We start from the raw sequence: 13,073 nt of genomic DNA on the forward strand, positions 1-13,073 counted from the left end.
TAAAAATCTCTATACCTTAATTATACAAAAAAGACTGCCAGCAAACCCGAATTTTTTCGAATTTGTCGACAGTCTGAGCCTGCTATCGCAGGTTTTTTTCTTTATCAGAATCTAAACCCCGATATTTATTGAATGCCCCTGCTAACCGGGCCTGTTGCAGAGCCTAAATATTATTCATACATTAACGCAAATTATAAAAAAGAAATTTATCTTTTAACAAATTTCTGAAGATATGATATATTTATAAATAAAAATTTTAGTACATCACATGATTAAAGGGAAGGTGAGAGAATGGCAGCAGATTTGATGAAAAAAGACAGCAGTCTTCCGTTGCGTCGCGATGTTAAACTACTTGGTAAAATGCTAGGTGAGATTCTGGTGAACCACGGTGGCCAGGAGCTATATGAGAAAGTCGAAAAAATAAGACTTATGGCCAAATCACTTAGGATTCACTTTGACGAAGAAATTTATTCTGCATTAAAACAGGAAATCGTTACCTTGACCCCGCCAATGCGCAAGCAGGTAATCCGGGCATTTTCTATGTATTTCCATTTGATAAATGTTGCTGAGCAAAACCATCGAATCCGCAGGCGCAGGCAATATCAGCTTCAAAGTGACAACATCGTTCAGCCTGCTTCAATTGAAAGTGCAATCCTTTCACTGAAAGAAAATAACATTAACTTGCAAACTATTCAAAATGTGCTGCAAAGCATATCACTTGAGCTTGTTATTACGGCACATCCAACAGAGGCAACAAAGCGTTCCATTCTTGAAGTACAACAGCGGATTGCCGAAATTCTAAAAAATCTTGATCATCCGCTTCTTTCAGGCAGGGAACAAAAAAAGCTCGAAGAAAGTTTGTTTAATGAAGTCGCTATCCTTTGGCAGACCGATGAATTGCGGGAAAATAAACCAACCGTAATGGATGAGGTTAGAAATGGGCTGTATTATTTTGATCAAACATTATTTGAAGTCCTCCCTGATATCCATCAAGAGGTTTCAGATAGTCTCGAGAAATATTATCCTGAAACCTCCTGGGATGTTCCAAATTTCTTGAGGTTCGGGTCATGGATTGGCGGGGATCGGGATGGTAACCCGAACGTGACCCATGATGTGACCTGGGAAACATTGGGCCGGCAAAGGCGCCTTGTCTTGAAAAAATATAAAAATGTTTTAGTAGATTTAATGAAACGCTACAGCCATTCCACCTCAAGGGTAAAAGTCAGCGAAGATCTGCTGAAATATATTGATGAAAAAGAAGATCTCTATTTGACAGAAGATAAAAAATGGCCGGTCCAAGCGGAGGTATACCGTCGCGCTTTCGCTATTATAATTGAGCGGGTGAAGCAGACTGGAAAATCTGAACTAGGCTACAGCAGTGCGGAAGAATTGCTGGAAGATCTGTTTTTAATTAATAGAAGCTTAAAGCAGCATCATCCTGCCCGCCACGAACTCGGGAACATTGAAAAACTGATTCGTCAGGTCCAACTGTTTGGTTTCCATTTAGCCACACTTGATATTAGAAATCATAGCGGAGAGCATGAGGCCGCTATTACTGAGATACTTGGAAAAGTAGGCATCACTGAAAACTATGCAGGACTAAGCGAAACAGAAAAATTAGAAATATTGCAGAGGATTCTCCTTGATCCCCGGCCGCTCCTTTTATTACATGAGGATTACTCCACGGAAACCCAGGAAATGATTAAAGTATTTCAGATGATTAAAAACGCTCATGAAGAATTTGGACAAAGAGCAATTACAGTTTATCTGGTAAGCATGACTAAATCACCGAGTGATTTATTGGAGGTTTTAGTTTTAGCCAAAGAAGCTGGACTCTATCGTCTTCATGCGGATGGGACGTTGACAAGCCATTTAAATGTTGCTCCGCTATTGGAGACCATTGATGATCTAACAGCCGGTTCACTTATTATGGAAGAACTTTTCAATATGCCAGTTTACCGCAATCATTTGCAGTGCTTGCGGAATCAGCAGGAAATTATGCTCGGCTATTCTGACGGCAGCAAAGACGGCGGCACGCTGACGGCGAACTGGAAGCTTTATAAGGCACAGGTAGAAATTCATGAAATGGCGAAAAAATATCAAATCAGCCTGAAATTCTTCCATGGGCGCGGCGGTTCATTAGGCCGCGGCGGCGGTCCTTTAAACAAAAGCCTTTTATCACAACCGGCTGAAACAATTGGTGACGGAGTGAAAATTACCGAGCAGGGTGAGGTTTTATCTTCTCGATACCTGCTTGAGGATATTGCCTATAGAAGCTTGGAGCAAGCTGTATCGACCCTGATTCTTGCTGCAGCGCATGTTACGGAAGAAGGAGAAATGCGGGAGGCGTCATGGGAAAAAGCAATTGAAGAAATATCAAATGCTGCTCTTGCTAAATATCAATCTCTTGTCTTTGAAGATCCCGATTTCCTAACCTATTTTCAATCTGCAACACCACTAAGGGAAGTGGGTGCATTAAACATCGGCTCAAGACCAATGAGCCGCAAAAACCAAGGACGCTTTGAAGACCTGCGAGCTATTCCATGGGTTTTTGCTTGGACCCAAAGCAGACAACTCCTGCCGGGGTGGTATGCGGCAGGAACAGGCCTGGAAGCTTTTGCATCAGGCAGTGAGCAAAACTTAAAGCTGCTAAAGGAAATGTATCTGAAGTGGCCTTTCTTCCAATCAACGATTGATAACCTGCAAATGGCTCTCATGAAGGCTGATATTACAACTGCCAAAGAATATTTAACACTTGTTGAAGATAAAACGATTGCTGAAAGAATTTTTACGAATATATTCGAGGAATATGAGAAAACAAAAGCGATTCTTTTGAAAATTACGGGGGACCAAGAATTACTTGACCATACTCCAAACATAAAAGAATCTGTGTTCCGCCGCAATCCGTATGTCGACCCGCTTAATTTCCTTCAGGTCGAATTAATAAAAGAACTTAGAAAACAGGACGAGCCTGACGCTGCTGTTTTGACGGAAGTTCTCTTGACCATTAGCGGTATCTCCGCCGGTTTGCGTAATACAGGTTGATTTTTAGCCACAAACCTATTTTAGGGTTTGTGGCTTTTTGAATTTTTTGTGAACTTTTGTAAAATGAATGGCTGTTCATTCATTTTGTCGCAAAATTCGACAAAATCGAAAAAAGTCACGTGCTATATTTATGCAGAGGGGAAAAGGAGTGATTAGATAATTCATATTACCGGAGGGATGTCTACATGGCTGTAAAAGAAAAAGTTGTCCAGGAGAAACATCAGGTTTATGCAATGATTGATGAATTAGCCAATAACGGAGCGAAAGCACTGAATGAATTCCGCTGTTATAATCAGGAAATCGTGGACGAAATTGTTAAACAGATGGCTCTTGCTGCACTTGAAAACCACAAGTATTTGGCCAAGCTTGCAGTAAAAGAAACACAAAGAGGGGTTTACGAAGACAAAGTTTTTAAAAACATGTTTGCCACTGAAATGATTTACAACAACATCAGGGATATGAAAACGGTGGGTGTCATTGCCGAAAATGATAATGATGGGATGGTCGAAATGGCCGAGCCGGTTGGAGTCATTGCCGGTGTTATCCCCATCACCAATCCGACATCAACAGTCATTTTTAAATCGTTGATTTCACTTAAAACAAGGAATCCAATCATCTTTGCATTTCCACGATATGCTCAAAAATGCTGTACAATAACAGCCCAGCTGCTTAGCGAAGCGGCTGAAAAGGCTGGCGCTCCAAAGAATTGCATCCAGTGGATAGAGGTACCTTCTCATGAAGCCTTTCAGGCCCTGATGAAACATCCGCAGATATCGCTCATCCTTGCAACCGGGGGCCCGAATCTAGTGAAGGCAGCGTACAGCTCTGGAAAGCCTGCACTAGGTGTTGGTGCCGGAAATGTACCTTGTTATATTGAAAAATCGGCCAACATTAAACGTGCAGTCAATGACTTAATTTTGTCAAAGACCTTTGACAACGGTATGATTTGTGCTTCCGAACAAGCTCTTATCATTGATCAAGAAATTTATGATGTAGTAAGACAGGAGTTGATCGCCAATCACTGCTATTTTCTCAATAGGGAAGAAAAGCAATTGCTCGAACGCGCCGCAATTGAACCAAAAACAAAAGAGCTTAACCCAATGATTGTCGGTCTTCCTGCTTATATGATTGCAAAAATGGCTGGAATCAATGTGCCGCTCAATACAAAGATTCTACTTGCCGAGTTGGATGGTGTGGGGCAGCAGTATCCACTATCCTGTGAAAAATTAAGCCCGATATTAGCGTGCTACAAGGTCAATAGTTTTGCAGAAGGACTTCTTGTTGCTGAAGAGACACTTGAATATGGCGGTCTTGGGCATTCGGCAGCGATTCACACTACCAACCAGGATGTGATTGATACATTTTCGCAAAGAATGAAAGCTGGCAGGATTATTGTCAATACACCATCCACACACGGGGCAATCGGCGACATCTATAATACATCATTACCGTCCTTAACCATCGGATGCGGAACATATGGAGGGAATTCTGTGTCACAGAATGTGGGAGCAGCAAATTTACTCAATATCAAAAAAGTAGCCAAAAGAAGAACTATGACACAGTGGTTTAAAGTTCCATCACAGATTTTCTTTGAGAAGAATTCGGTTCAAACACTTGCGGCCGTTCCCGGTATTTCAAAAGCATTTATTGTGACCAGCGAAAGCCCGCTAAAGAATGGCTATGTCGAAAAGGTGCAGTATTATTTAAAAAAGAATCCTAACAATGTTCTTTGTGATATTTTCTGGGAGATTAAACAGGACCCAAGCATTGAAACAGTGATGGCCGGTGCAGAACGGATGAAAAAGTTCCAGCCTGATTGTATTATCGCCCTTGGCGGAGGTTCGGTCATGGATGCTGCCAAAGCCATGTGGCTGTTTTATGAACACCCAGACGCAGATTTCAAGAGCCTGACGCATAAATTCTTTGATCCAAGCAAGCGAGTGGTTAAATTCCCGGCTCTTCGAACTAAGGCGAATTTTATTGCGATCCCAACCACATCCGGTACAGGATCCGAGGTAACATCCGCCTCCGTTATTTCAGATAAAAAGGCAAATATCAAATATCCAATGGTTGATGCGCAGCTGACACCAGATGTTGCCATTGTCGATCCACAGTTTGTCATGACTGTTCCTAAACATGTAACAGCGGATACGGGCATGGATGTATTAACACACGCGATTGAAGCCTATGTATCGGTTCTAGCCAATGATTATACGGATGGACTTGCAATGAAGGCTATTCAGTTGGTCTTTGAATATCTGCCTAAGGCATACAGGGATGGAAGCGATGAACTTGCCCGTGAAAAAATGCATAATGCGGCTACGATTGCCGGTATGGCATTTGGCAATGCTTTCTTAGGTATTAATCACAGTCTTGCTCATGTCATTGGTGCGGAATTTAATATTCCTCATGGACGGGCCAATGCCATCATGCTGCCGCATGTCATCCGCTTTAACGCGATGAAGCCCAATAAATTAATGACTTTCCCTAAATATGAACACTTTATTGCGGATGTACGTTATGCGGAAATTGCCAAAATGCTTGGCCTGCCTGCAAGCACGACCGAAGAGGGAGTGAAAAGCTTAATCGCAGCAATCGTTGAACTTGCTGAGGAATTGGATATACCAATGAGCATCGAAGCGTCTGGTGTTAGGAAAGATGAATTTGAAAGCAAATTATCAGAACTTGCTGAACGGGCATTTGACGATCAGGATACAATTGCCAATCCCAAAATGCCTCTAGTAACTGAATTAGCAGAAATCTATCTTCAAGCATACAAAGGTGTCTAAATAAAGTCAGTCTATGGAGGGAGAAAAAATTGTCGGAGGAAATGGAGCAAAAACAGGAAACCCAAACAGTAGGCGAAGAACATATTCAGCTCGGGGTCAGCGGTTTAGATCTGCTCTGGCGTGCAGCTTTTAGGAAAATGGATGAATGGGCAAAACGTGCTGAATTCGAAGACGAGGTATTTTTGAAGAGGGCTAAGCTATTTGCAGATAGTGTAGGACGAAGCCAAGCAGATGTGAAAGAAATCACTGATAAATTTACAAAGGAATTTGCTCAATGGGAAAAAACAGCACGCGATGAATTTTTTATGTCAACAACCAGTCTAGCACACTTTTTCCCGGTTAAGTCCTTTAAAGAAATAAATGAGCAACTCGAGCGCATTCATCAAAAAACACTGTCACTTCTTAACAGGCCATGCCAGTTTATAACTAATACGGAGGCACCAGATAAATATTTTGCAATGATAGAACAGTATATTTCGCTAAGAAAAAAGGCAAGAAGCCGATATCTTACAACTTTAAAACAGGCTGGAAATCTAGTCTATGAAAACCAAAAAGTGTTTGTAAACTTATTTTCCAAACAAATCAGTACGTTCGTTTTTCCGCTTAACAAATATCTGGAGAGAAGTACGATTAGAAAATTTTAATACAAGGAGTGAGGCGGCATGTCTAAAGAAAAAACCTATGATCTATTTGCAGGTTATAAACTGTTAAGTGAAATGTGGGAAAAACAATTAATGGATGTTTTATTTAAGGCGACTGACAACAAAGAATTTGTCCGCACGGCAAATATAGGACTTGACCTGCATTCGCGATATATGGAAAGGCTGCGAAAAAATCAGGAGTTTATTGCTGCATTAATGAATATCCCAACCAAGAAGGATGTCGCAAACGCGGCAAAAATGTCGATTCAGGCTGAAGAAAAATTTGATAGTTTAGAAGAACAGGTATGGAATTTGCAAGACAGTTTGGCAAGCTTTAGTAAAGAAAATTTGACTTTCCTTCAAGAGATAATCAACACTATCAATCAAATGAAAGCTGAATCACTGAAAACAAAAGAAGAGCTGGCAGAAACCAAAAAGATTAAGACAGATCTTCAAGATTTACGGCAGGGTTTTGTTGATATCAAAATCCTCCAGGTGAACCTCCAGGAAATGCGCAAGGAGCTTGAGGGACTAAAGGCAATTCAAGCAGAGCTTAAAGATTCTCTCACCCATCAAGAACCGCCAAAAATAGATAGCGGTTTGGAGGAACTAAGGCAGGAGATTGCCCAATTGGCTGAACTAAAAAGTGAAATTGCCTCATTAAAGGAATTAATGGGAAAAGAGAAAGAAAGAAAACAAAAAAAGGAACCGGAAAAAGAGCTGGTCCTGCCAGGGGCCAGTACCACCAAATAACGTAAAGGGGGTATTGGTAAATGAGTACTAGAGTTTCAACAAAAAGTTTTTTACCGCTTTTAAATATCGAGAAGGAAACGAAACGATGGAATCAGCTTTATAAAGTTATGACTGAGCCTAAGCCGGATATCATCCCTACACCGAGAAAATGTGTATGGAAAAAAAATAAAACGACTTTATGGTATCATCCTGCAAAGGAAAAGAAGCATGCCGTACCTGTATTTCTTGTATATTCACTTTTGAACAAAGTGTACATTTTGGATGTAGGAGAAGGCAGCAGCGTGGTTGGCGGATTAACGGAAAGAGGATACGATGTTTACCTTCTGGATTGGGGTACTCCGGGCCTGGAAGATGCTGATCTTACTTTAGAAAACTATATTATCGATTATTTGGAAAACGCACTTAAACGGGCAATAAGGCATTCTGGTGCAAAAGAAATATCCTTAATGGGATATTGTTTAGGCGGGACAATGGCCGCTATTCTTGCCTCTATTACAAGCCTGCCAATTAAGAATTTAGTATTAGCCGCAGTCCCAATTGATTTTAGCATAGGGACTGTACCGCAAAAATGGCTGGATGGAATTCAAAATGGTGAACTAAGCTTTGACCGCTTTGCCAATGCTTATCGAACCCTCCCATCCGAGTTCCTTTACTTGATGTTTAAGCTGATCACACCGTTAAACGCGGCCACAATGGCCAACCTATATACCCGCGCCCATGATGAGAAATATGTTGAAAAATGGCGCCGGATGGATAAATGGACGAAGGATGCTCAGGCATTTGCGGGTGCCGCCTTTAAGCAATTTTTTAATGATTTTTATAAAGAAAACAAATTGTTACAAGGTGAATTAGTGATGGATGGCAGGAAAGTAGATTTAAAGAATATTAAATGCCCGTTGTTTGTGTTCTCTTGTTCCCGCGATACTTTAATTGCTGAAAAGCAAAGTCTGCCGATTATGGACCTTGTTTCAAGTGAGGATAAGACATATGAAGTATATGAAGGCGGCCATGTTTCTCTTGTGCTCACAGGAGTTTTCGCAGAAATAATGGACCCATGGTTATCCACTCGTTCACATGATTTACAAGAAGTCCGCTCATAATTTCCAAGGACGGGAATAAATTTATTAACGGGAGGAAACGGGGTGGGGGTCCCATCCTTCCCGCTAATATAAATTTATCCTGCATTACGATGCTGGTTGAGGAATTCACGTAAGAGAAGGTTAAACCGGTCTTTTGCTTCCAGTTTGGCAAGATGGCCGGTATTCCTCATAATAATGAATTTTGAGTTTGGTATTAACTTATGCATCCATGCCTGTATCCAAACCGGCAATACAGAATCATACTGTCCGCCAATTATAAGTGTTGGCACTTCAATTGTTGGCAGTAATGATAAATTATTCACTTCCAGGCAAGCTTTCAATGATTCAATAAAAATCTCATGTTTAGGTCGAAAAAGTTGGTTGAATTGTTTAACAGTTTCCTTATCCCAGGAATACAAGGCCATTCGGGCTAAATATTCTGATTCTTTCCCGGCAGAAGCGACTTTTTGAAACTTTGCTTTTCGATTTTCGAATAGTAGGCGTTTGAGTTTATTTGGAAAGTAGTGGAATGTACTTACTAGCATGAGAGAACGGCAGATAGAGGGCGACTGGCGGTAGATTTCCTGTGCAACGGCTCCACCCATTGATAATCCAACAATGTGAGCGTTTTCAATTTTTAACTCCTTCAATAGGCTGATAATGTCTGCAGCAAAATTCTGGATCGTGATTCCATCGGTCTTGGTGCATTCCCCGTGGCCTCTCAGGTCTGGAATAATTAATTCATATTCATCGGCAAATTCAAATTGGTGATGCCACCCCTCCTTTATCTCACCTAGACCATGAATAAACACTAACGGCTCGCCTTTACCTAAATGTAAATAAGGAACACCCAATTTGCTAACCTTTGCTTTTTCCATTTTACACCACCTTTCATTTTTAATAGTTTATATCCAAGTTGGTAAAATTGTAAACAGGTTTATTCAGCTTTTAGTAATATTTATTGACAAGATTGACAAAATATTACTGATAGGTGTAAAATACATATAGGTGAGGTGATAAAGACATGGTAAACCAAGATAATCAATCAGTCAATCCATCAAAAAATTTTGTGCTGCCATTTATTTTATTGCTTCTTAGCAGGGTTTCTCTGCATGGGTATGAATTGAGTCAAAAGCTGGAGTCATTTGGCTTTAAAACTTTGGATCAAGGAAACCTGTACAGAATGTTAAGACAATTAGAAAAAGAAGATTTGGTTTCATCTGAATGGGATACAACTGGTGCAGGGCCTGCCAAAAGAAGGTATTCCATTACAAAAGCTGGTATTACATACTTAAAAGGATATGCCAATCAACTAGAAACGTATCAATCACTCCTCGATCAATTTTTCAAAATGTATACCAGTGTCCTTGAGCTCTATATTCCTTCTTTCCAAAAGAAGGATGCAATAGAGAAAGTAAATAATCGTAAGAGGAGGAAGGACGATGGCGCAGAAGAAGATTGAAGCGATTCCTGAAGTCGATGTAAAAACAGTTCCACAAGCTGCGGAGGAATCTATTGCTGAAGTTTCGTTTGTTAACACTTTTTGGGAACAATATGAGCTTTCCCAGGAACGGGCACGGAAGCTAAGGGAGAGCCGGGAGGATGCCTACCTTAATTCTGTAAAGGAAGTCATCAAGTTCAATAAGCAATATAGAAAATCCGTCGCGAAATTATATGACCAGGCAAGAAAAACAAACAAAGAAATGGTATCTGAAGTTGCCCAGCAAGTTAATTTACGCAAAGAGGATGCAAAGGCTGAGGCAGTGCCAAATAACGATCGGGAAGAGCTTAAAAAGCAGCTTAGCGAGGTTTCCAGCCAATTGGAGATATTGGCTTTGACTCCAGTTAAAACCTTTTTCCAATTTGTCGAACAAATGGAAGACAATTTTGTGAAAAATACTGAAGCAGGAATTGGCTATGCTCGCGACCGCAGAAATGCGTGGCTGCAAGTTAGAAAGGAATACGTTAAATTGGCACGTAATACCCATCTTGATTTAGTTGAACGCGGGAAGAATAGTTTGAAAGAGCTTGTTAAAACGAATTAACTTCTAGCATATCTGCAGCAAAGGATTATTACAGAATGTGTATTTACCTGAATTAAAGCCGCACTCTCTATTTACAGGGAGTTGTGGCTTTTTACTTTAAGCCCATTTTCTTTCTAAGAATGGGCTTTTCCTTTTTTACAAATCTGGGTAATAGGGATAAGTGTCTATTGCACATTTTTATCTAGGTGAATAGGATATATGGAATTCAAAAAAGGAGGTAATGTTAAATGTCTGGTGTAGCAGGTGGCTACGGAGCAGGATTTGCCCTAATCGTGGTTCTGTTCATTTTGTTAATCATTGTAGGGGCTTCTTGGGTTATATAAAAAAAATAAGGAGGTAAAAAGTATGTTTGGATATGGCGGTTTTGGCTATGGCGGCTGTGGATACGGCGGCTTTGGCTATGGCTATGGTGGCTTCACTTTAATCGTGGTGTTATTTATCCTCTTGATTATTGTAGGAGCAGCTTGCTACTATTAAGAAAATGAATGGGTAATAAGCCCAAAAAACCCGCTTGGTTTCCCAAGCGGGTTTTGTATGTTAGCCGGCTACATTCATATTCGCACAAATAATTTCTTCGACTTCATGACCTTCCAAAGTTTCTTTTTTTAATAAGGCATCCACCAATTGCAGATACTGCTCTTGATGGCTTTCGATTAATTTTTCTGCTTTCTCTATACCCTTTGCAAACAGTTCTTGCATTTTGATTTCTTTATCCGGTTTACTAAAGGTTAACGTAAAGCCGTCCTGAAGCATTCCGGTTTCAACCATTTGTTCAATAATATGTTTAGCCTGTTGCACATCACCGGATACACCGATACTGTGTTCACCAAGAAACATCCTTTCGGCGGTACCGCCGGCTAATATCATGGCAACTCGGTCAAGCAGGTCGCTTGTTGTAGATAAATTCAATTCTTTCGGAATCGGTGCTACATACCCCAAGGCTTCACCCCGTGGAATAATCGTCGCTTTTCTGACTGAACCCGGTTTTGTTACAGAAGCAACAAGGGCATGCCCGGCTTCGTGGATGGCTACCCGCCGCTTTGTCTCATGATCCTGCAACGGCCGTGAAGTACTTCCTAAAATGGTTCGGTCAAGAGCATAATCTAGGTCCTGTTTTTGAATCATATCACGCCCATTACGAACTGCATGACGGCTTGCTGATTCAAATAAAGAAAACAGCTCTGCTCCGGAAAACCCGGAAGTACTTTCCGCTAAACCATCTAATGACGTAAGGACATCTTTGGCAATCGCTTTTCCTTTTGAATGAATGTCAATGATTTCCCTGCGTCCTTTTGTATCAGGCAGCGGAACATGGAATGAGAAATCTATTCTCCCTGGACGCAAGAATGCTTCATCAAGCATATCTTTTCTGTTTGTAGCGGCAATAAATAAAATGCCGTCATTGGAATGGCCGCCGTCAAGCTGGACAAGAAGTTCAGTTAATGTTTTTTCTCCTTCTTCGCCCCCATGGGCTTTACGTCTGCCGGCAAGGGCATCTACTTCATCGATAAAAATGACAGCAGGACGCTGTTTTCTGGCCGCCTGAAACAAGGAGCGGACACGGCTTGCACCGACGCCGACAAATAATTCATTAAACGCTGACCCGCTGGCAGAGAAAAACGAAGCATTCAGCTCATGGGCAATTGCTTGCGCAAGCAAGGTTTTTCCGGTTCCAGGGGGTCCGTATAACAGGATTCCTTTCGGCGGTTTAATCCCAAGCTTTAACGCTCTTTCCTTATCCTTTAATGTTGTCAAAGTTTGCAATATCTCTTCTTTCATTTCATCGCCTAGACCGCCTACATCCTTTAAACTGATGTTTGGCAGAGGCTGGGCTTTTGCGACGCTGTTTTTCATGGAATTTCCTAAGCCGATGCCGCCCTTTGATTTTTGGACAGCGTAGACAGCACCTCCTAATAAAAGAAGGACTCCAGCCATGATCCATTTACCATAGCGGCTGCTAGAAGAAAAGGAATATTTGATATTATATTTCTCAACCAGTTTATCCACCATTTGGCTATTAGGGGGAACTTGGGAAACATATTCGGATTTGCCTGCTTTTATAAAGAGACTTCCATCGGATTGTTCTGTTATGGTGACTGTTTTACCGTTTTGCTCTTGAATAATTTTTTCTACAGACGAAAACGGTATAGATACTTGGTTAGTTGTTGATTGAACGAACCAAATAATTCCGGCAATAACTATAATAAATGCTGCGAACAGCGGAAAGAATTTTTTTGAAACTGTTTTTTTGCTTTGATTCATGGGCTATTCCTCCTTTAACAGAAGTACAACCTCTATTATAAGGGGATTTCCAATAAAATGGATGTGGGAATCGATGGAAGCTGATCGAAGAAAAAACACTTCCCACAAAAAACAGGAAGTGCAGCTCAAAATTATGATAATAGCCGAAGATGGGGAATAATGGGCGTGAGAACGCTTTGCGCCAGAACACCGATGCTGACGCCAATACTCGATGCCTTTTTCCATTTAAATACATGAACCTTTTCATCTTTACCTTCATATAAAAATACAAGCTGCTCAGCTTCTTCGGCAATCCCGATTTTTTTATAGGGAATTTTGTTTTGTTCAAGCACGATTTCAAATGCCTTTTGCAATAAATTTAATGTTTGCCGATCAAATTTTGTAATTTCCATAAATCCTCCCAAAAGCATCAATTATGTATAATTTTATTATAGTCATTATTTCAACCCGATTAAAGAA

At 40.8% G+C, this 13,073-nt stretch carries 12 protein-coding genes; 9 read left to right on the plus strand and 3 right to left on the minus strand.

Going from position 1 to position 13,073, the window contains the following annotated elements; genetic code table 11:
• The first annotated feature begins 291 nt into the window (after positions 1 to 291).
• The 5 genes from ppc to KHB02_RS08950 all read left to right on the plus strand — a co-directional run bounded on the left by ppc (position 292) and on the right by KHB02_RS08950 (position 8,328).
• Positions 292 to 3,045 (plus strand): phosphoenolpyruvate carboxylase, encoded by a 2,754-nt coding sequence (gene ppc / locus KHB02_RS08930; RefSeq protein WP_213140951.1) that lies wholly within the window; start codon positions 292 to 294, stop codon positions 3,043 to 3,045.
• Positions 3,046 to 3,230: 185 nt separating this feature from the next.
• Positions 3,231 to 5,834: a bifunctional acetaldehyde-CoA/alcohol dehydrogenase gene (gene adhE / locus KHB02_RS08935; protein WP_213140950.1), complete on the plus strand. Its 2,604-nt coding sequence runs from the start codon at positions 3,231 to 3,233 to the stop codon at positions 5,832 to 5,834.
• Between the two features lie 29 nt (positions 5,835 to 5,863).
• On the plus strand, positions 5,864 to 6,478 hold the full coding sequence (locus tag KHB02_RS08940) for a hypothetical protein (protein WP_213140949.1): 615 nt from the start codon (positions 5,864 to 5,866) through the stop codon (positions 6,476 to 6,478).
• An 18-nt stretch (positions 6,479 to 6,496) separates the two neighbouring features.
• Entirely contained in the window at positions 6,497 to 7,228 is a 732-nt protein-coding gene (locus KHB02_RS08945; protein ID WP_213140948.1) for a hypothetical protein, read from the plus strand.
• Between the two features lie 20 nt (positions 7,229 to 7,248).
• Positions 7,249 to 8,328 carry an alpha/beta fold hydrolase gene (locus KHB02_RS08950; RefSeq protein WP_213140947.1) on the plus strand — a complete coding sequence of 360 codons (1,080 nt, stop codon included), beginning with the start codon at positions 7,249 to 7,251 and terminating at the stop codon, positions 8,326 to 8,328.
• A gap of 74 nt (positions 8,329 to 8,402) precedes the next feature.
• Here the strand turns inward: KHB02_RS08950 and KHB02_RS08955 are convergent, their stop codons facing one another.
• Positions 8,403 to 9,185: an alpha/beta fold hydrolase gene (locus KHB02_RS08955; protein WP_213140946.1), complete on the minus strand. Its 783-nt coding sequence runs from the start codon at positions 9,183 to 9,185 to the stop codon at positions 8,403 to 8,405.
• A 146-nt stretch (positions 9,186 to 9,331) separates the two neighbouring features.
• On the opposite strand from KHB02_RS08955, the gene phaQ reads away from it, so the two are divergent.
• From phaQ to KHB02_RS08975, 4 genes are all read left to right on the plus strand, one after another.
• Positions 9,332 to 9,769 (plus strand): poly-beta-hydroxybutyrate-responsive repressor, encoded by a 438-nt coding sequence (gene phaQ, locus KHB02_RS08960; RefSeq protein ID WP_213140945.1) that lies wholly within the window; start codon positions 9,332 to 9,334, stop codon positions 9,767 to 9,769.
• A complete protein-coding gene (locus KHB02_RS08965) occupies positions 9,750 to 10,352 on the plus strand; it encodes a hypothetical protein (protein WP_213140944.1) in 603 nt (200 codons plus the stop codon). Before phaQ ends, KHB02_RS08965 begins: the two co-directional genes overlap by 20 nt.
• A gap of 227 nt (positions 10,353 to 10,579) precedes the next feature.
• Positions 10,580 to 10,675 carry a YjcZ family sporulation protein gene (locus tag KHB02_RS08970; RefSeq protein ID WP_213140943.1) on the plus strand — a complete coding sequence of 32 codons (96 nt, stop codon included), beginning with the start codon at positions 10,580 to 10,582 and terminating at the stop codon, positions 10,673 to 10,675.
• Positions 10,676 to 10,697: 22 nt separating this feature from the next.
• Positions 10,698 to 10,829: a YjcZ family sporulation protein gene (locus tag KHB02_RS08975; protein ID WP_213140942.1), complete on the plus strand. Its 132-nt coding sequence runs from the start codon at positions 10,698 to 10,700 to the stop codon at positions 10,827 to 10,829.
• Between the two features lie 60 nt (positions 10,830 to 10,889).
• On the opposite strand, the gene KHB02_RS08980 is transcribed toward KHB02_RS08975, so the two are convergent.
• Both KHB02_RS08980 and KHB02_RS08985 read right to left on the minus strand, forming a co-directional pair.
• The gene (locus KHB02_RS08980) at positions 10,890 to 12,614 is read right to left on the minus strand and encodes an AAA family ATPase (protein ID WP_213140941.1); all 1,725 of its coding nucleotides are present in this window, start codon (positions 12,612 to 12,614) and stop codon (positions 10,890 to 10,892) included.
• 131 nt (positions 12,615 to 12,745) lie between these two features.
• Entirely contained in the window at positions 12,746 to 13,006 is a 261-nt protein-coding gene (locus KHB02_RS08985; RefSeq protein WP_213140940.1) for a hypothetical protein, read from the minus strand.
• Positions 13,007 to 13,073: the final 67 nt, after the last annotated feature.

Origin of the sequence: Neobacillus citreus (genome assembly GCF_018343545.2) — a bacterium.
GTDB classification, from domain to species: domain Bacteria; phylum Bacillota; class Bacilli; order Bacillales; family Cytobacillaceae; genus Neobacillus; species Neobacillus citreus.

Excerpts from the sequence above, each read along its gene's own strand:
- ppc (WP_213140951.1), top strand. The coding sequence starts at position 292 with ATGGCAGCAGATTTGATGAAAAAAGACAGCAGTCTTCCGTTGCGTCGC.
- adhE (WP_213140950.1), top strand. The coding sequence starts at position 3,231 with ATGGCTGTAAAAGAAAAAGTTGTCCAGGAGAAACATCAGGTTTATGCA.
- KHB02_RS08945 (WP_213140948.1), top strand. The coding sequence starts at position 6,497 with ATGTCTAAAGAAAAAACCTATGATCTATTTGCAGGTTATAAACTGTTA.
- KHB02_RS08950 (WP_213140947.1), top strand. The coding sequence starts at position 7,249 with ATGAGTACTAGAGTTTCAACAAAAAGTTTTTTACCGCTTTTAAATATC.
- KHB02_RS08955 (WP_213140946.1), bottom strand. The coding sequence starts at position 9,185 with ATGGAAAAAGCAAAGGTTAGCAAATTGGGTGTTCCTTATTTACATTTA.
- phaQ (WP_213140945.1), top strand. The coding sequence starts at position 9,332 with ATGGTAAACCAAGATAATCAATCAGTCAATCCATCAAAAAATTTTGTG.
- KHB02_RS08965 (WP_213140944.1), top strand. The coding sequence starts at position 9,750 with ATGGCGCAGAAGAAGATTGAAGCGATTCCTGAAGTCGATGTAAAAACA.
- KHB02_RS08970 (WP_213140943.1), top strand. The coding sequence starts at position 10,580 with ATGTCTGGTGTAGCAGGTGGCTACGGAGCAGGATTTGCCCTAATCGTG.
- KHB02_RS08975 (WP_213140942.1), top strand. The coding sequence starts at position 10,698 with ATGTTTGGATATGGCGGTTTTGGCTATGGCGGCTGTGGATACGGCGGC.
- KHB02_RS08980 (WP_213140941.1), bottom strand. The coding sequence starts at position 12,614 with ATGAATCAAAGCAAAAAAACAGTTTCAAAAAAATTCTTTCCGCTGTTC.
- KHB02_RS08985 (WP_213140940.1), bottom strand. The coding sequence starts at position 13,006 with ATGGAAATTACAAAATTTGATCGGCAAACATTAAATTTATTGCAAAAG.